At 57.0% G+C, this 15193-nt stretch carries 19 protein-coding genes and 1 tRNA gene; 6 read left to right on the top strand and 14 right to left on the bottom strand.

Annotated elements, in window-relative coordinates; translation table 11 throughout:
* Window positions 1-26 precede the first annotated feature (26 nt).
* Window positions 27-653, bottom strand: a complete 627-nt coding sequence (tesA, locus tag ABIB18_RS16395) for a multifunctional acyl-CoA thioesterase I/protease I/lysophospholipase L1 (RefSeq protein ID WP_152659097.1) — start codon at window positions 651-653, stop codon at window positions 27-29.
* Here tesA and ybbA point away from each other — a divergent pair.
* Window positions 621-1307 (top strand): putative ABC transporter ATP-binding protein YbbA, encoded by a 687-nt coding sequence (gene ybbA, locus ABIB18_RS16390; protein ID WP_159223788.1) that lies wholly within the window; start codon window positions 621-623, stop codon window positions 1305-1307. The two genes, tesA and ybbA, sit on opposite strands and share 33 nt — an antisense overlap.
* On the top strand, window positions 1304-3721 hold the full coding sequence (ybbP, locus tag ABIB18_RS16385; RefSeq protein ID WP_354474840.1) for a putative ABC transporter permease subunit YbbP: 2418 nt from the start codon (window positions 1304-1306) through the stop codon (window positions 3719-3721). Before ybbA ends, ybbP begins: the two co-directional genes overlap by 4 nt.
* Before the next feature lie 322 nt (window positions 3722-4043).
* Here ybbP and purK read toward each other — a convergent pair whose 3' ends face one another.
* The 4 genes from purK to ppiB all read right to left on the bottom strand — a co-directional run bounded on the left by purK (window position 4044) and on the right by ppiB (window position 6955).
* Window positions 4044-5108: a 5-(carboxyamino)imidazole ribonucleotide synthase gene (purK, locus tag ABIB18_RS16380; protein WP_089562577.1), complete on the bottom strand. Its 1065-nt coding sequence runs from the start codon at window positions 5106-5108 to the stop codon at window positions 4044-4046.
* On the bottom strand, window positions 5105-5614 hold the full coding sequence (gene purE / locus ABIB18_RS16375; protein ID WP_031376070.1) for a 5-(carboxyamino)imidazole ribonucleotide mutase: 510 nt from the start codon (window positions 5612-5614) through the stop codon (window positions 5105-5107). Before purE ends, purK begins: the two co-directional genes overlap by 4 nt.
* A gap of 130 nt (window positions 5615-5744) precedes the next feature.
* Window positions 5745-6461, bottom strand: a complete 717-nt coding sequence (gene lpxH / locus ABIB18_RS16370; RefSeq protein WP_279809547.1) for a UDP-2,3-diacylglucosamine diphosphatase — start codon at window positions 6459-6461, stop codon at window positions 5745-5747.
* On the bottom strand, window positions 6461-6955 hold the full coding sequence (gene ppiB / locus ABIB18_RS16365; RefSeq protein ID WP_031376072.1) for a peptidylprolyl isomerase B: 495 nt from the start codon (window positions 6953-6955) through the stop codon (window positions 6461-6463). The genes lpxH and ppiB overlap by 1 nt, the downstream gene beginning before the upstream one ends.
* Window positions 6956-7167: 212 nt before the next feature.
* Between ppiB and cysS the strand changes: the two genes are divergently transcribed.
* Together cysS and ABIB18_RS16355 are read left to right on the top strand one after the other, a co-directional pair.
* On the top strand, window positions 7168-8553 hold the full coding sequence (gene cysS, locus ABIB18_RS16360; protein WP_031376073.1) for a cysteine--tRNA ligase: 1386 nt from the start codon (window positions 7168-7170) through the stop codon (window positions 8551-8553).
* Between the two features lie 33 nt (window positions 8554-8586).
* Window positions 8587-9693: an AAA family ATPase gene (locus ABIB18_RS16355; RefSeq protein ID WP_354474836.1), complete on the top strand. Its 1107-nt coding sequence runs from the start codon at window positions 8587-8589 to the stop codon at window positions 9691-9693.
* A gap of 27 nt (window positions 9694-9720) precedes the next feature.
* On the opposite strand, the gene ybcJ is transcribed toward ABIB18_RS16355, so the two are convergent.
* Together ybcJ and folD are read right to left on the bottom strand one after the other, a co-directional pair.
* Window positions 9721-9933, bottom strand: a complete 213-nt coding sequence (ybcJ, locus tag ABIB18_RS16350) for a ribosome-associated protein YbcJ (RefSeq protein ID WP_031376075.1) — start codon at window positions 9931-9933, stop codon at window positions 9721-9723.
* Window positions 9934-10800: a bifunctional methylenetetrahydrofolate dehydrogenase/methenyltetrahydrofolate cyclohydrolase FolD gene (gene folD / locus ABIB18_RS16345; RefSeq protein ID WP_031376076.1), complete on the bottom strand. Its 867-nt coding sequence runs from the start codon at window positions 10798-10800 to the stop codon at window positions 9934-9936. It lies immediately after the preceding gene.
* A gap of 174 nt (window positions 10801-10974) precedes the next feature.
* Between folD and ABIB18_RS16340 the strand changes: the two genes are divergently transcribed.
* Window positions 10975-11478, top strand: a complete 504-nt coding sequence (locus ABIB18_RS16340; RefSeq protein ID WP_354474834.1) for a DUF1198 family protein — start codon at window positions 10975-10977, stop codon at window positions 11476-11478.
* Window positions 11479-11572: 94 nt separating this feature from the next.
* A tRNA-Arg gene (locus ABIB18_RS16335) sits at window positions 11573-11649 on the top strand.
* 15 nt (window positions 11650-11664) lie between these two features.
* Here ABIB18_RS16335 and ABIB18_RS16330 read toward each other — a convergent pair.
* The 7 genes from ABIB18_RS16330 to ABIB18_RS16300 form a co-directional block, all read right to left on the bottom strand.
* Entirely contained in the window at window positions 11665-12822 is a 1158-nt protein-coding gene (locus ABIB18_RS16330; RefSeq protein WP_354474949.1) for a tyrosine-type recombinase/integrase, read from the bottom strand.
* Window positions 12705-13052, bottom strand: coding sequence for a helix-turn-helix domain-containing protein (locus tag ABIB18_RS16325; protein ID WP_279809545.1), 348 nt, complete (start codon window positions 13050-13052; stop codon window positions 12705-12707). The genes ABIB18_RS16330 and ABIB18_RS16325 overlap by 118 nt, the downstream gene beginning before the upstream one ends.
* Window positions 13053-13118: 66 nt before the next feature.
* A complete protein-coding gene (locus ABIB18_RS16320; RefSeq protein WP_354474832.1) occupies window positions 13119-13781 on the bottom strand; it encodes an HNH endonuclease signature motif containing protein in 663 nt (220 codons plus the stop codon).
* A 46-nt stretch (window positions 13782-13827) separates the two neighbouring features.
* On the bottom strand, window positions 13828-14157 hold the full coding sequence (locus tag ABIB18_RS16315; protein WP_354474830.1) for a hypothetical protein: 330 nt from the start codon (window positions 14155-14157) through the stop codon (window positions 13828-13830).
* Complete coding sequence (locus tag ABIB18_RS16310) at window positions 14154-14378, bottom strand: hypothetical protein (RefSeq protein WP_354474828.1); 225 nt, start codon at window positions 14376-14378, stop codon at window positions 14154-14156. The genes ABIB18_RS16315 and ABIB18_RS16310 overlap by 4 nt, the downstream gene beginning before the upstream one ends.
* Window positions 14375-14593: a hypothetical protein gene (locus tag ABIB18_RS16305; protein ID WP_354474826.1), complete on the bottom strand. Its 219-nt coding sequence runs from the start codon at window positions 14591-14593 to the stop codon at window positions 14375-14377. The genes ABIB18_RS16310 and ABIB18_RS16305 overlap by 4 nt, the downstream gene beginning before the upstream one ends.
* Before the next feature lie 297 nt (window positions 14594-14890).
* Complete coding sequence (locus ABIB18_RS16300; RefSeq protein WP_354474824.1) at window positions 14891-15133, bottom strand: DNA polymerase III subunit theta; 243 nt, start codon at window positions 15131-15133, stop codon at window positions 14891-14893.
* Window positions 15134-15193: the final 60 nt, after the last annotated feature.

The following is a 15193-nucleotide window of genomic DNA, read 5'->3' as shown; positions in this document are numbered from 1 at the left end:
TTACCCTTTTTGCGCGCCTGTTCGCGCTACGGCTGCTTAACTAAGGGAGCCAGCTCTTTTGCCATCAATCCGGCGATAAAGGGTTGGGCATCAGGATTGGGATGAATGCCGTCCTGCTGCATCCACTCCGGTTTCAGGTAGACCTGCTCCATGAAAAAGGGCACCAGCGGGATGCTGTACTGTTGCGCTAAGTCGGGATAGATACCGCTGAACGCTTCGGTGTAGCGGCGTCCGTAATTGGCCGGCAGCCGAATCTGCATCAGCAGCGGCTTCGCATTAGCGGCTTTAACATCATCGATCACTTTACGCAGATTTTGTGCAATGTCGGCCGGCGGGAAACCGCGCAGGCCGTCGTTACCGCCCAATTCGATTAACACCCATTGCGGCTGATGCTGCTTTAATAGCGCGGGCAAACGCGCCAGGCCTTGTGCGGCAGTATCGCCGCTGATGCTGGCGTTGATCACTCTGGGCTGCTGTTGCCACTGTTTATCCAGCAGGCTCGGCCAGGCCGCGGTGGCGGACATGCGGTATCCCGCGCTGAGGCTGTCACCCAGCACCATCAGGGTATCAGCGGCGGCAAGACGCGACACCAGCAAAAGAATCAATAACAGGAAGGGATAATGCCAGCGGAAAACATTGTTGAAGTTCATCATCTTACTAAGTCCGTCGGTCAGGGAGAGCATCAGTTAACCATCCTTACCGGAGTTGAGTTAGTTGTCAAACCAGCCGAGACGCTGGCGCTGATCGGCGAATCGGGCTCCGGAAAGTCAACCCTGCTGGGGATTCTGGCCGGGCTGGATGATGGCAGCAGCGGTGAAGTCCATCTGCTGGGCCAGCCGTTACACCAGATGAATGAGGAGCAGCGTGCGGCGTTACGCGCCCGCCAGGTAGGGTTTGTGTTTCAGTCGTTTATGCTGGTGCCGACCCTGAATGCGCTGGAGAACGTGCAGCTGCCGTCACTGCTGCGCGGCGACAGCGATCGCCAGAGCCGTGAACAGGCGCGGGAGCTGCTGACCCTGCTGGGACTGGGTGAACGCCTGCATCATCTGCCGGCGCAGCTTTCCGGTGGCGAACAGCAGCGCGTGGCGCTGGCACGCGCCTTCAGTGGCCGCCCGGGCCTGCTGTTTGCCGATGAGCCGACCGGTAATCTTGACCGCAAAACCGGCGATCGGATTGCTGACCTGCTGTTTTCACTGAACCGCGATTTTGCCACCACCCTGATTCTGGTTACCCACGATGAGCAGTTGGCCGCGCGCTGCGATCGTCGCCTGCGGCTGCGTGACGGTAAATTGTGGGAGGAACAATGATCTGGCGCTGGTTCTGGCGCGAGTGGCGCTCGCCCTCGCTGTTAATTGTCTGGCTGGCGTTGACGCTGGCGGTGGCCTGCGTGCTGGCGCTGGGTTCGATCAGCGATCGGATGGAGAAAGGTCTCAGTCAGCAGAGCCGTGATTTTATGGCGGGCGATCGAACGCTGCGCAGCAGTGATGCCGTCCCGGCGGCGTGGCTGGACAAGGCACAGGCAACCGGGCTGATGGTCAGCCGCCAGCTGACGTTCATGACCATGACTTTTGCCGATCAGTCGCCACAGCTGGCGTCGGTAAAGGCAGTAGATGACCGCTATCCGATGTTTGGCACCCTGCAAACCCAACCGGCGGGCCTGAAGCCGCAGGCGGGCACTGCGCTGGCGGCACCGCGGCTGATGGCGCTGCTCAACCTGAAGGTCGGCGATTTGCTTGAGGTCGGTGATACCCGGCTGCGGATTACTGGCGAAGTGATTCAGGAGCCGGATGGCGGTTTTAATCCGTTTGAGATGGCGCCTCGACTGCTGATCAACCTGGCCGATGCGGCCAGCACCGGTGCGATTCAGCCTGGTAGCCGCATCAGCTGGCGCTATAAGTTTTCCGGTAATCCGGAGCAGCTGGCGCGCTATGACCGCTGGATAGAACCGCAGCTCAAGGCTGACCAGCGCTGGATCAGCATTGAAAACTCAGAGGATGCGCTGGGGCGTTCGATGCAGCGCGCGCAGCAGTTCCTGCTGTTATCTGCGCTGCTGACGCTGATGCTGGCGATTGCTGCGGTGGCCGTTGCCATGAGCCACTACTGCCGCAGCCGTTACGATCTGGTGGCGGTGTTGAAGACGCTGGGAGCGACCCACGGCGCGTTGCAGAAGTTAATCATCGGTCAGTGGCTGGCGGTGCTGCTGCTGGCGGCGATGGCCGGCAGCCTGGTCGGGCAGGGGGTGGAAGCGGCGCTGATGGTGATGCTGAAGCCGGTGCTGCCAGCCAGCCTGCCGGCTGCCAGTTTCTGGCCGTGGATCTGGGCGGTCGGATCGCTGTTTATTATCTCGCTGCTGGTGGGACTGCGACCTTATCGTCTGCTGCTGGCGACCCAGCCGTTGCGCGTGCTGCGGCGTGATGCGGTGGCTAACCTGTGGCCGCTGAAATTCTATATTCCGCTGATGGCAGCGGTGGTGGTGGCGCTGTTAGCGCTGCTGGTGGGCGGCAGTAAAATGCTGTGGGCGCTGCTGGCAGGCGTGGTGGTGCTGGCCGGATTACTGGCGCTGCTGGGCTGGGGCACGCTGCTGCTGCTGCGTCGGCTGGTGGTGCGCAATCTGGCATTACGGCTGGCGATCAACCGTCTGCTGCGCCAGCCGGGCATCACGCTGAGTCAGCTCTCTGCTTTTTCGCTGTCGTTTATGCTGCTGGCCCTGCTGCTGGTGATGCGCGGCGATCTGCTCGATCGCTGGCAGCAGCAGTTACCGGCCGACAGCCCGAACTTCTTCCTGCTGAATATGACTGCCGATCAGGTGCCGCAGGTGCGCAACTTCCTGCAGTCTCATCAGATTAAGCCGGAAACCTTCTACCCGATTGCGCGGGTGCGGCTCAGCGAACTCAACGGCAAACCGGCCGATCCGACGCTGGATAACGCCCTGAACCGTGAACTTAACCTGACCGCGCTGGCGGAGCGGCCAGACCACAATCCGCTGGTCGCCGGAAGCTGGCCGCCCAAAGCGGGCGAAGTCTCGATGGAGGCGGAGCTGGCTACCCGCTTAGGGGTGAAGCTCGGTGACACCCTGACCTTTGATGGCGATACGCAAAAGTTCAGCGCCAGAATCACCAGCCTGCGTAAAGTGGACTGGGAGAGCCTGAAGCCGAACTTTTTCTTCATCTTCCCGCCGGGCGCGCTGGATAGTCAGCCGCAGACCTGGCTCACCAGCTTCCGAATGGAGGCCGATCCGGCGCTGCTGGCGGCGCTGAACCGCAGTTTTCCGACGCTGAGTCTGCTGGATATCGGCAGTATTATGCGGCAGATCGGCCAGGTGCTGACGCAGGTCAGCCAGGCGCTGGAGGTGATGGTGATACTGGTCACCGCCTGCGGTGTGCTGCTGTTGCTGGCGCAGATTCAGGTGGGGATGCGTCAGCGTCGTCAGGAGCTGGTGGTTTACCGGACGCTGGGTGCCAGTAAACGGCTGCTGCGCACCACCTTATGGTGCGAGTTTGCGCTGCTCGGCGTGGTTTCCGGGGTGGCCGCCGCGATGGGCGCGGAAGCCGCACTGTGGGGATTGCAGCGTAAAATCTTTGATTTCCCGTGGCAGCCTGACTGGACCTTGTGGCTGGCGCTGCCGTTATCCGGCGCGCTGTTATTGTCGCTGTGCGGTGGCTGGCTCGGGGTGCGGTTACTGAAGGGCAAAGCGCTGTTCAGGAAGTTTGATGCGGCATAAGGGGAGGGCTGGGTGCAGGGCGCTATTCAGCCTGCATCCGGTCGTCATCCAGAACGCATTAGCGCTCACAGCGCGCGACGATAAGGTGTTAGCTCAGGGAGCATCCGCCCTTCGCAAAGACGCAAAAATGCCATCCCTGGCAGGCTCAGCGCGGGCGATTACGCTCCTCATCTCTGAGGTGCGCCCGTAGCCGCTCCAACGCTTTGCGTTGTTCAAAAACGCATCCGGCGTTTTTGTCACTGGCCCGCTATGCTGTGCGCTCCCCTCGCGTTGCGCTTCTCAGCCGCCTGACAATGCCATCAGCAGGCTTTGGTGCGGAGGATTACAGTTTTTCAATCGCCCAGGCGATGCCACTGGCGTACTCTGCCGGTAGCAGAGGGACCAGCGCGTTGAGGGCAGCCCTGAGTCGATCTGTATCGCTGTCGGTCAGATTGAGGTGCCCGACCTTACGGCCCGGGCGCACCTCTTTGTCATACCAGTGCAGGTGCACCAGCGGCTGCTGCAACCAGTCAGGGTTGACGGCAGTGCCAATCAGATTGACCATCGCCGACGGCGCAAACACCACCGGTTGCGGCAGGGGCAGCGCCAGAATCGCCCGCAGATGCAGCTCGAACTGGCTGATGGAGGCACCATTCTGCGTCCAGTGGCCGCTGTTATGCACCCGCGGAGCCAGTTCGTTAATCAGCAATCCGTCCGGGGTGACAAAACACTCCATCGCCATCACGCCGACGTAGTTCAGTTCCTGCATGATGGCGCTCAGCATCGCTTCCGCCTGCTGCTGTTGCGCCTGATCCGCCTGGGGCAACGCCACGCTGGTGCGCAGAATGCCGTCCTGATGCAGATTGTGCGTCAGCGGATAGAACACCGTGCTGCCATCATGGCCGCGCGCGCCGACCAGCGACACTTCGCCGGAGAAATTAATGCCCTGTTCGACGATGCATTCGCCATAGCACTCTTCCGGCAGTGCATCGGTTTCGCCAGCACGCAAACGCCACTGACCACGACCGTCATAACCCCCGGTGCGGCGCTTCACAATCGCCAGTTCGCCGAGTGAGGCAAATACCGACGGCCATTCGGCTTTGTCGGCCAGCAACTGCCACGGCGCAGTGGCGAGATGGAGCTGATCCAGCAGCTGTTTCTGGGTCAGGCGATCGGCCAGCCGCGGAAATATATCGCGGTTCACAAACGCCGGATGACTCGCCAGTTCGCGGGTCAGCGCGGTTTCCGGCCAGCGCTCAATTTCGGCGGTGATCACGCTGTCGGCCATTGGCAGGGCAGCCGGATCGGCATCCAGACCTACCGGATAAACCGCGATCCCCAGCGGTTCACCCGCCTGGCGCAGCATACGGCCTAACTGACCGTTACCGAGGACGCAAACCGGCTTCATGCCTCCTCCCGTGGATCAGGATGATTCAGCACTTCATCGGTCTGGCTCTGACGCCAGTTCGCCAGTCGTGAACGCAGCGCGTCGTCATGAATCGCCAGAATCTGCGCAGCCAGCAGCCCGGCATTAGCGGCACCGGCTTTACCAATCGCCAGCGTACCGACCGGAATTCCGCGCGGCATCTGCACAATCGAATAAAGGCTATCGACCCCGCTCAGCGCCGCGCTCTGAACCGGCACGCCCAGTACCGGCAGCAGGGTTTTAGCCGCCAGCATACCTGGCAGATGTGCTGCGCCACCCGCGCCAGCAATGATGACCTGAAAACCCCGCTCAGCGGCGGTTTCGGCAAAGCTGAACAGTTTATCCGGCGTACGGTGTGCAGAAACCACTTCAACATGGAAGGGCACGTCGAGGCTGGTAAGAATTTCAGCAGTGAACTGCATGGTGGACCAGTCACTTTTGGAACCCATAACAATCGCGATGCGGGCCGGGGCGGCGTTGGATGACATGCGGTCAACTCCTGTGAATGAACAAACAGACCTGGCCGGGCGGACAGGTTTTGAAGGGCACAGAGAATAGCATGAGAAGAGAGCAAGGAAAACGGTTGCGTCGGGCTAAACACGCGGATTTACCCGACGATTAAAAGTCAAAATCGATCAGCTGAATCCCGCTGGCGTCGAGCTGAATCATCGATCCCCGACTGTGCCAGGCCCCCAGCACCGCCCGTTGCGCGGTTTCACCCTGCAGCGTCAGCTGATGAATGGCCGGACGGTGAGTATGACCGTGGATCAGCAAACGTACCTGCTGGCGCAGCAGGGTAGCGATCACCGCGTCGTGGTTCACATCCATGATGGTCTGGGACTTATGCTGATTGGCTTGTTTGCTGTCGGCGCGCATCCGGGCGGCGATGCGTTTGCGCAGCCGCAGCGGTAACGCCAGAAACAGTCGCTGGATCCACCGGTTATGGACTTTGGCACGAAAGCGCAGATAGCCGACGTCGTCGGTGCAGAGCGTATCGCCGTGCATGATCAGCAGACGGTGGCCGTAGAGCGTCAGCACCTGTTCTTCAGGCAGCAGCGTCATGCCGCTGGCGCGGGCGAAGCGCTGGCCAATCAGGAAATCGCGGTTGCCGTGAATAAAGTAGACCGGAACGGAGAGGGCGCGCAGGGCGCTGGCAACCTGCTGATGCAGTGGATTGGGATCGTCGTCACCAATCCAGGCTTCAAACAGATCGCCAAGAATATAGAGCGCGTCGCAGTGTGGCGCTTCGCGCTGTAAAAAATGCAGAAAACCGGCGGTGATCGCCGGTTCTTCCTGACACAGATGGAGATCTGCGATAAACAGGGTGCGCGACATTACTCGCTGACAGTGACTTTCTGGATGATAACGTCATCTTTTGGCACATCCTGGTGCATGCCACTGCGGCCTGTTGAAACACCTTTGATCTTCTCGACCACGTCCATGCCTTCAACCACTTCAGCGAACACACAGTAACCCCAGCCTTGTACGCTTTCGTCACGGAAGTTCAGGAAGTCGTTGTCAGCCACGTTGATGAAAAACTGTGCGGTCGCAGAGTGCGGTGCAGAGGTACGTGCCATTGCCAGCGTACCTTTGGTGTTTTTCAGGCCATTGTTGGCTTCGTTCTGGATTTCATCTTTGGTGGCTTTCTGCTTCATGCCCGGCTCAAAGCCGCCGCCCTGAATCATAAAGCCGTTGATCACCCGGTGGAAAATAGTGTTGTCGTAGAAACCTTCACGGCAGTAATCCAGGAAGTTCTTTACGGTTGCCGGCGCTTTATCATCGAAGGTTTTGATTACGATATCGCCATGGTTCGTCTGGAAAGTTACCATTTTTGTCGTCCTGTAAAGGTTGTCGTCAGTTGCTGAGGCCGCTTCATCGGTCGGCGTGCCCCTTTTTGTCGACCGTTCTTATATCATAATTTCTGATGACGCGTCAGCAGCGCGGCGCAGTTGGCTTGCTTTGCGTCGCGCGAGCGATAAAAATACGGCACAATGTCTGGATACTTAAAAGTGTCAACCACACGCCAATACGGAACCGTTCAATGCTTAAGATTTATAACACCCTGAGTCGACAGAAAGAGGAATTCAAACCCATTCATGCCGGTAAAATCGGGATGTATGTTTGCGGCATCACGGTGTATGACCTCTGTCACATTGGTCATGGGCGGACGTTCGTGGCGTTTGACGTGGTGGCACGTTACCTGCGTTACCTCGGCTACCAGCTGGACTACGTGCGTAACATCACCGACATCGACGATAAAATTATCAAGCGTGCCAATGAAAACGGCGAGAGCATCGAAACCCTGACCAACCGGATGATTGGTGAGATGCACAACGATTTCGCTGCGCTGGGCATTCTGCCGCCCGATCAGGAGCCGCGCGCCACGCGCCACATCGCCGAGATCATCGAGCTGGTGGAAACCCTGATCGCCCGCGGTCACGCTTATGTGGCGGACAATGGCGACGTGATGTTTGATGTGCTTAGCGATGCCGATTACGGCGCGCTGTCACGTCAGGATCTGGAGCAGCTGCAGGCGGGCGCGCGGGTTGAAGTGGCTGACGTGAAGCGTAATCCGATGGATTTCGTGCTGTGGAAGATGTCCAAAGCGGACGAGCCCGCCTGGTCATCACCGTGGGGCAATGGTCGTCCCGGCTGGCACATCGAGTGTTCGGCGATGAACTGCCGGCAGTTGGGCACCCATTTTGATATTCACGGTGGCGGCTCAGACCTGATGTTCCCGCACCATGAAAACGAGATCGCCCAGTCGACCTGTGCGCATGACGGTCCGTACGTTAACTACTGGATGCACTCCGGCATGGTGATGGTCGACCGCGAGAAGATGTCGAAATCGCTTGGCAACTTCTTCACGGTGCGTGACGTGCTGCAACATTATGATGCTGAAACGGTGCGTTACTTCCTGATGTCCGGTCACTATCGCAGCCAGCTGAACTACGGCGAAGATAACCTGAATCAGGCGCGTGCGGCGCTGGAGCGTCTGTATACCGCGCTGCGTCACACTGACAGCAGCGTGCCAGCCCGCGGCGGCGAAGCGTTTGAAGCCCGTTTCCGCACCGCAATGGATGATGATTTCAATACCCCGGAAGCCTATTCGGTGCTGTTCGATATGGCGCGCGAAGTCAATCGACTGAAAAGCGAAGACCGTGATTCAGCGAACGGCCTGGCATCGAAGCTGCGTGAGATCGCCAACGTACTGGGCATCCTGCAACAGGACCCGGAGCAGTTCCTGCAAAGCGGCGCTCAGGTGAATGATGAAGAAGTCGCTGAGATTGAACACTGGGTGAAAGCACGTGCTGATGCGCGTGCCGCCAAAGACTGGGCGCAGGCGGATATCGCCCGCGACAAGCTGAATGCGCTCGGCGTGATCGTTGAAGATGGGCCGCAGGGGTCCAGCTGGCGCCGCAAATAAACCGGAGAGGGCGAGCAATCGCCCTTTTTTATTATGGCGATTGAACAGATTCAGATACGTGGCTTTCGATCAATTCGTGATCTGACGTTGCCGCTGCAGCAGCTCAACGTGGTAAGCGGCCCTAACGGCTGCGGCAAATCCAACCTGTATAAAGCGGTCCGGCTGCTGCATGAGGCAGCCAGCGGTCGTCTGGCGCTGGCGCTGGCCGAAGAAGGCGGCATCCAGAAAGCGATGTGGGCGGGTGGCTTACGGCGTGGCGATCGCCGTCATGATCCGAAGCGACTGATGCTGGCGGTGGTGATGGAGGATATCGATTATCAACTGGAGATCGGTTTTCCCGAACCGCTGGTCACCAGCCTGTTTAATCTCGATCCGCTGGTCAAGCAGGAGCGGCTGTGGCTGAGCGGACAACAGCGCCGTCCTTCTTCATGCATCCTGCAGCGTGAAAATCAGACCGCCTTTCTGCACAACGTTGAGGGCGAACGTGTCGCCTATCCGGCGGTGCTGCATCCGGAAGAGTCGCTGTTTGGTCAGCTCGGCGAACCCCATCGTTATCCTGAACTTTCCCAGTTGCGTGAACGGCTGCGCCAGTGGCGCTTCTACCATGAGTTCGCCGTCTGGCCGGGCTCGCCGATTCGTGCACCGCAGATTGGGGTCCGCGCCCCGGTGCTGGCACATGACGGCAGTAATCTGGCGGCGGCGTGGGCGACGATCGTTGAACGCGGCCAGACGGAACTACTGTATGAGGTGATGGCGCAGGCTTTTCCCGACAGTCAGTTTGAGGTAGAGGTGCAGAATGGCCGCTTTCAGATGCTGATGTCGCGACGTGGCATTCTGCGCCCGCTGGAAAGCGCTGAGTTTTCTGATGGTACGCTGCGGTTTCTCTGTCTGGTGGTGGCGCTGCTCAGTCCACGTCCACCGGCTTTTATGGCGCTGAATGAACCGGAGAACAGCCTGCATGAAGATCTGCTGCCGGCGCTGGCACGCTTAATCGCAGAAGCCAGTGAGTTCAGCCAGCTCTGGATCACCAGCCATTCACCCCGGCTTGCAGCACTGATCGCGCAGCATACGGCGGTGAATCATATTGCGCTTGAACAGCGGGAAGGAGAGACGCGGGTGGTGGGAGAGGTAACGGAGTAACAGCGTCCCCGCAGGGACGCCGGAGGTTTACGCGACCACAGTAATGCGGAAACCTGAAAACTCCACGGTCTGACCGGCAACGATTTTGCAGCGTTTACGCGTTTCCACCGCGCCATCGACCTTTACTTCACCCTCGGCAATCACGACTTTAGCCTGTGCGCCACTCTGAACCCAGCCTTCCAGTTTCAGCAGATCGCACAGATCGACGTGCGGGAATTTTCCCAGCGAAAAAGTTGCCATTTATTCTACCTCTCCATCGTGAAACTCTTCACACGCCTGCAGCGTGTTTTGAATCAGGGTTGCGACCGTCATCGGTCCGACACCGCCTGGTACCGGCGTGATATAGGCCGCGCGCTGTGATGCGGAATCAAAATCGACGTCGCCAACCACTTTGCCGCTTTCCAGCCGGTTAATGCCCACATCAATCACGATAGCGCCGGGTTTAATCCAGTCGCCCGGAATAAAGCCCGGTTTACCGACCGCCACCACCAGCAGATCGGCATGCTCAACGTGATGGCGCAGATCTTTGGTGAAACGGTGGGTGACGGTGGTGGTGCAGCCCGCCAGCAGCAGTTCCATACTCATTGGACGACCGACGATATTGGACGCGCCAACCACCACCGCATTCAGGCCATAGGTATCGATATTGTAGCGCTCCAGCAGCGTCACGATGCCGCGCGGGGTGCAGGGGCGCAGTTTTGGCGCACGCTGGCACAGGCGACCGACGTTATATGGGTGGAAGCCATCGACATCTTTATCCGGCGTGATGCGCTCCAGCACTTTGACGTTGTCGATACCGGCTGGCAGCGGTAACTGCACCAGAATGCCATCAATGTCGTTGTCCTGATTGAGCTGGTCGATCAGCTCCAGCAGCTCAGCTTCGCGAGTGGTCGCGGGCAGATCGTAGGAGCGGGAGAGAAAACCGACCTCTTCACAGGCGCGGCGTTTGCTGGCCACATAAATCTGCGATGCCGGGTTTTCACCTACCAGAACCACGGCCAGACCTGGCGCACGTTTGCCGGCTGCCAGACGCTGCTTTACTTTTTCCGCAACCTCAAGACGCACCTGCTGCGCAATCGTTTTACCGTCAATAATTTTTGCTGCCATCAGAGAGGAAATCCACTGTGTTGTGTTGAATCGGGGGAAGGGGGCTATTTTGTCAGAAGCGTGGCGCGCTGTCAGTTACAGTTTCAGACGCGTACGCGCTTTCCGGCTTTTTCGTCGCGACGAGTGCCGGCCTGCATGCGTATGATATCTGCAGGACAATCAGGGGACGATGTAATGATTTGGATAATGCTTGCTACTCTGGCGGTGGTGTTTGTCGCTGGATTTCAGCTGCTCACCGCTGGCTCACGTCACGCCGCTCAGCGGCTCAGCAAACGGCTGCAGCTGCCACCGGTACAGGTGGAATCAATGATCTCTATGATGGGGAAAGAGGCGGCGAAAGAGTTTACCGACTATCTCAGCAACGATAATGAAACGCATCTGCATAATGGCGCAGCGGTACTGCTGATCTGGCAGGTGTTGATTGTTGACGGCAGCGAGGAGAACAGTCAGCGCTGGCATGCGATTCTCAGTCGTGCTGGTTTTCCACCGCTTATTAGCCGCCAGCAGCTGCTGCTCGCGCTAGGCTTTCTGCGCCAGCTGGAGCCAGACATCCCGGCGCTACATGCACTTCGTGAGCAATACAATGCGCGTTTCACACCACAAGCGATTGAGCTGGAAGGAGAATTTACCGACAACAGTAAACTCGTGTCGCTCAGCGAATGGCGCAGGCGTCACTGACGCCAATTGGTCATTACCGCAGCACTTCGCTGCGGAGGAACGGCAAAAACGTTGACGTACCCGCTTCCCGACGTATAATCCACGCCATCTCCATGCGCCCTTAGCTCAGCTGGATAGAGCACCGGCCTTCTAAGCCGTAGGTCACAGGTTCGAATCCTGTAGGGCGTACCAATACCTTTCAATGACTTACGCTAACTTCAATCCTACCTGATTATCTCCTTGTGTCGTATTTGTGTCGCTCTCACCCAAAAGTGAGTCAATTTTGCGCGCATGTTCGGTCAGGTGATTAGGTGCAAGGTGAGCATACCGGCGCACCATTTCGATGCTTTCCCAGCCACCCATTTCCTGCAGTGCAGACAACGGCACGCCAGACTGGATTAACCAGCTCGCCCACGTATGCCGCAAGTCATGAAAGCGGAAGTCTTCTATCCCTGCCGCTTTTAGACCGATATTCCACGCCGTGTTATCATCACTTCGCATTTTCCTGCCTGCCGGAGCCAGCGTTCCGTCGCTGCGATGTTTCGCTTTGGTGTGTACGAACACCCAGCGTGAATGCTTCCCTATCTGCCCCTTCAGCACTTTGCATGCCGTATCATTCAGAGCCACGCCAATAGCCTTGCCCGCTTTGGCGTTCTCCGGATTAATCCAGGCAACTTTCCTTTGCATATCAACCTGAGTCCATTCCAGATCGAGTATGTTTGAACGACGAAGCCCGGTAGCCAGCGCGAATATCACCACCGGCTTAATGCTTTCCGGCATGCACTCAATTAGCCGGTTTGCTTCCTCTCTGGTTAGCCAGCGGATGCGCTTGCTGACAGGCTTCTTAGTTTTGATAACCGGCGCCGACTTTATCCAGCCCCATTCATTTGCTGCTGCGCGTAACAGCGATCGCATAAATGAAAGGTAATGGCTCTTTGTTCCCGCGCTGACTGGCTTGTCCTTGTATGGCGGCACCGGCTTTTCATCCCTGATTGCAGTGTCGCGCTGTATCTCCCACTTCCTGCGGTGGTTGCGGTTTATCATCCTGCTCACAATCTTCTGCACTTCCTCGCCGGTAATGGTGGCGATATCGCGTCCGGCGAAGTGCTTGAGAAAGAATTCAATCTTAACCTTGTCATCATCAAGGCTTCGCTTGTGCTCCTTCTCATCCAGCCACCGCATGCAGGCCTCTTCGAATGACCTCTGCGGCAAATCCCCTAACTCCTCTACCCGCCATGCTTCTGACTTCAGCCTGTCGTGCAACTCCTGCGCTTGCTTTTTGTCCGCTGTCCCAAGCGATCGCCTAACTCTTTTGCCATTCGGGGTAAAGAAATGACAGTGCCATACTCCTCCCCTGAGGGTGATTGACATGATGGACCTCCAGTTGTGCCATCACCCATGCTCGCCGGGCGATTTTGAGATGGATTTGAAAGATAAGCAATACAGGCTGAGCGCAGTACCAGGTACTTGCCGGTGTCTCCACTCGTCCGCCGGCCGACCAGCTCCCCGCGATTGATGAGATTACTGACGGTTCTGGATGAAACTTTCAGAAAGTCGGCCGCTTGGGCCAGCGTCCATGTTTCGTCATACTCCATATCTACTCCTTTGGCGGCTTACCGCGGATAAATGCGATGATTAATAAAAGGGTCATACGTACCGATTTATTCTGCTTTACCAATGTGCCTCCACGTTTTCCGTCTTTTGATCGCGAGTATCGTTGAAGAGTTAACTCCGAATTTCTTTCCCAGGAACGTGTTGTTATCTGATGATTGCAGGATGTAAAGGACATCCTTATTGGTTAGCTTTGAGTTGGGGGTGGTTTCGCCAGCGTGTACGAAAGTGCGACCTCTCTCATCTCTGTCCCTAATATTCTCTTGCTGAGTTCCTATCTCAAGGTGGGCAGGGTTTATACAGGAAGGGTTATCACACTTGTGACGGACTACCATTCCTTCTGGGATAGGTCCGTTAGCCAATTCATAGGCCAATCGGTGAGTTCTTATATCCTTGTGGTTCACTTGGATTCGTCCATACCCTTGTGAATTCTTGTGTCCAACCCACTCTATACATCCGTTTTCCTTGTGCTCTATATGCTCTTCCAGCCGATGCTTTGGGTTGCTGTGATCAAACGGATAAAGGTGGCGTGGGTTGACGCACTCTTTATTGTGGCAGCGGCTTTTAATCTGATGTCCTTCAGGAATCATGCCGAAGAATAGCGTGTAAACGGTCCGGAACATGTTCTGATGTTTACCGGTTGCTTCCATAAAGAGGCATTCTTTTTCATCAACGGCGAGCAGCAATTTTGCTCGCGTGCTTTCATCAGACATAACAACTCCTCACGCAGAGCGCGATAGTGAATAGGGTGGGTGGGGGTTAGATGTACTGCGCTGAATCGGCGGCCAGCAGAGTAATGGCCCGGCGCATGGCCTCAATTCGGCGATTCATCTGATATTCGATAGTGCGAGATTGCGCCCCTGCTGGCTCACTGACCAGCACAACACGATCACCAAAGCAGACATTCATGTTCATCAGGGCTACAAGGTGCATCGCCTGCTCGGTTGACCTGATGGGATTCCAGCTCTTGCCGGCCACGGTCGAAAGTTCGATTTTCTCCAGTGGTGAGGTGGACCAGAAGCTGGCTGCAGCGCGTGACAGGCGGCACAGCTCTTCGTCGGTCAACTCTTTAACTTCATCCTGTGTCATTGGTGTAGCTCCTTATCCACCTGCCGCACGTAATAGCTCAGCCATAGCTTTGCTGGAAACGTATTAGGCGGCAGGGCGGTGATTGATTTGGCGTGTTTGTCGAGAAGGGAGGTGATGATGCGGTCGTGTTCTTTCTTGGGCCTGCCGTCAATGGCTGTGATGATTTCGCTCCTGCATTTACGCGCTACGGCCCTTAGCACGTTTTCGGCTACCGGCGTCATGCCACCTTGCGATGCTGCTTAGCGCGCTCAATGCGCTCATAATCGGTGCGGCACTCAGGGCAACAGAAGAAGCCTTTATCGACCTTCTCGCCGCAATCACCATTCTGACAAGTTCCGGTAAACTGCATACTCGGCTTAGGCCGGTTATCCAGGGCAATCTCAATCATCTGCTGCTCGCGTTCTGCTGCTTCATCTGCTGGGTCTGGAAAATTCATGGTTACCTCCGAAATTTTGGCGTAAAAAAACCGCCTCAGTGGGCGGCTTAGTTGGCTATCTGACTCTTATGAATGTGAACTTATACCCTCCATACTCCCCCGTAGCTTTATCTCCTATTTTTTCGCAATTTCCTGCCACTGAACTTGCCCTGAAGGCAATATGTGCATTTGGCTGGCAAGGGATATTTAATTTTTCGAAAGCTACTTTGGTGCTGGAATAGGTCTGGCCATTCACAATTACATTATATCTTCGTCTTCTTGCCTCTTCAGACTGTTTGAGGGTTGGGTATCTTAACTTCACTCCTTAACCTCCTTCTGATAAACCGGGTCAGTGCCGCGCGGGTACTGCAGCGCAACGTTCCTGTAATGCTGCAAGCGCTCTCGGAAGTACTCTTTATACTGCTCCGGCTGCTGCATCTCCATCTCCATGGCGATAACCGGCATATTCATACGCTCCTTGTACGCTACTCCTGACGCGGCTAAATCCACGTTAATCCGGTCTCGCTCTTCTCTGCTGCGTGCTGCTAAGTTGTGTGACATGGCGATGTCCTCCTGTGGGGAGTATATCGCCACAAAACCTATCAGGCACCAATATCAACC

Source organism: Pantoea sp. UYEF8 (assembly GCF_040546285.1).
Taxonomy (GTDB): Bacteria; Pseudomonadota; Gammaproteobacteria; order Enterobacterales; family Enterobacteriaceae; genus Pantoea; species Pantoea brenneri.
The sequence above is the reverse complement of the archived record's forward strand: the minus strand, read 5'-3'. Positions and strand labels throughout refer to the sequence as shown.

What these genes read in the sequence shown, in the direction of transcription:
- ybbA (WP_159223788.1), top strand. Translation starts at nt 621, where the DNA reads ATGCCAGCGGAAAACATTGTTGAAGTTCATCATCTTACTAAGTCCGTC.
- tesA (WP_152659097.1), bottom strand. Translation starts at nt 653, where the DNA reads ATGATGAACTTCAACAATGTTTTCCGCTGGCATTATCCCTTCCTGTTA.
- ybbP (WP_354474840.1), top strand. Translation starts at nt 1,304, where the DNA reads ATGATCTGGCGCTGGTTCTGGCGCGAGTGGCGCTCGCCCTCGCTGTTA.
- purK (WP_089562577.1), bottom strand. Translation starts at nt 5,108, where the DNA reads ATGAAGCCGGTTTGCGTCCTCGGTAACGGTCAGTTAGGCCGTATGCTG.
- purE (WP_031376070.1), bottom strand. Translation starts at nt 5,614, where the DNA reads ATGTCATCCAACGCCGCCCCGGCCCGCATCGCGATTGTTATGGGTTCC.
- lpxH (WP_279809547.1), bottom strand. Translation starts at nt 6,461, where the DNA reads ATGTCGCGCACCCTGTTTATCGCAGATCTCCATCTGTGTCAGGAAGAA.
- ppiB (WP_031376072.1), bottom strand. Translation starts at nt 6,955, where the DNA reads ATGGTAACTTTCCAGACGAACCATGGCGATATCGTAATCAAAACCTTC.
- cysS (WP_031376073.1), top strand. Translation starts at nt 7,168, where the DNA reads ATGCTTAAGATTTATAACACCCTGAGTCGACAGAAAGAGGAATTCAAA.
- ABIB18_RS16355 (WP_354474836.1), top strand. Translation starts at nt 8,587, where the DNA reads ATGGCGATTGAACAGATTCAGATACGTGGCTTTCGATCAATTCGTGAT.
- ybcJ (WP_031376075.1), bottom strand. Translation starts at nt 9,933, where the DNA reads ATGGCAACTTTTTCGCTGGGAAAATTCCCGCACGTCGATCTGTGCGAT.
- folD (WP_031376076.1), bottom strand. Translation starts at nt 10,800, where the DNA reads ATGGCAGCAAAAATTATTGACGGTAAAACGATTGCGCAGCAGGTGCGT.
- ABIB18_RS16340 (WP_354474834.1), top strand. Translation starts at nt 10,975, where the DNA reads ATGATTTGGATAATGCTTGCTACTCTGGCGGTGGTGTTTGTCGCTGGA.
- ABIB18_RS16325 (WP_279809545.1), bottom strand. Translation starts at nt 13,052, where the DNA reads ATGGAGTATGACGAAACATGGACGCTGGCCCAAGCGGCCGACTTTCTG.
- ABIB18_RS16320 (WP_354474832.1), bottom strand. Translation starts at nt 13,781, where the DNA reads ATGTCTGATGAAAGCACGCGAGCAAAATTGCTGCTCGCCGTTGATGAA.
- ABIB18_RS16315 (WP_354474830.1), bottom strand. Translation starts at nt 14,157, where the DNA reads ATGACACAGGATGAAGTTAAAGAGTTGACCGACGAAGAGCTGTGCCGC.
- ABIB18_RS16310 (WP_354474828.1), bottom strand. Translation starts at nt 14,378, where the DNA reads ATGACGCCGGTAGCCGAAAACGTGCTAAGGGCCGTAGCGCGTAAATGC.
- ABIB18_RS16305 (WP_354474826.1), bottom strand. Translation starts at nt 14,593, where the DNA reads ATGAATTTTCCAGACCCAGCAGATGAAGCAGCAGAACGCGAGCAGCAG.
- ABIB18_RS16300 (WP_354474824.1), bottom strand. Translation starts at nt 15,133, where the DNA reads ATGTCACACAACTTAGCAGCACGCAGCAGAGAAGAGCGAGACCGGATT.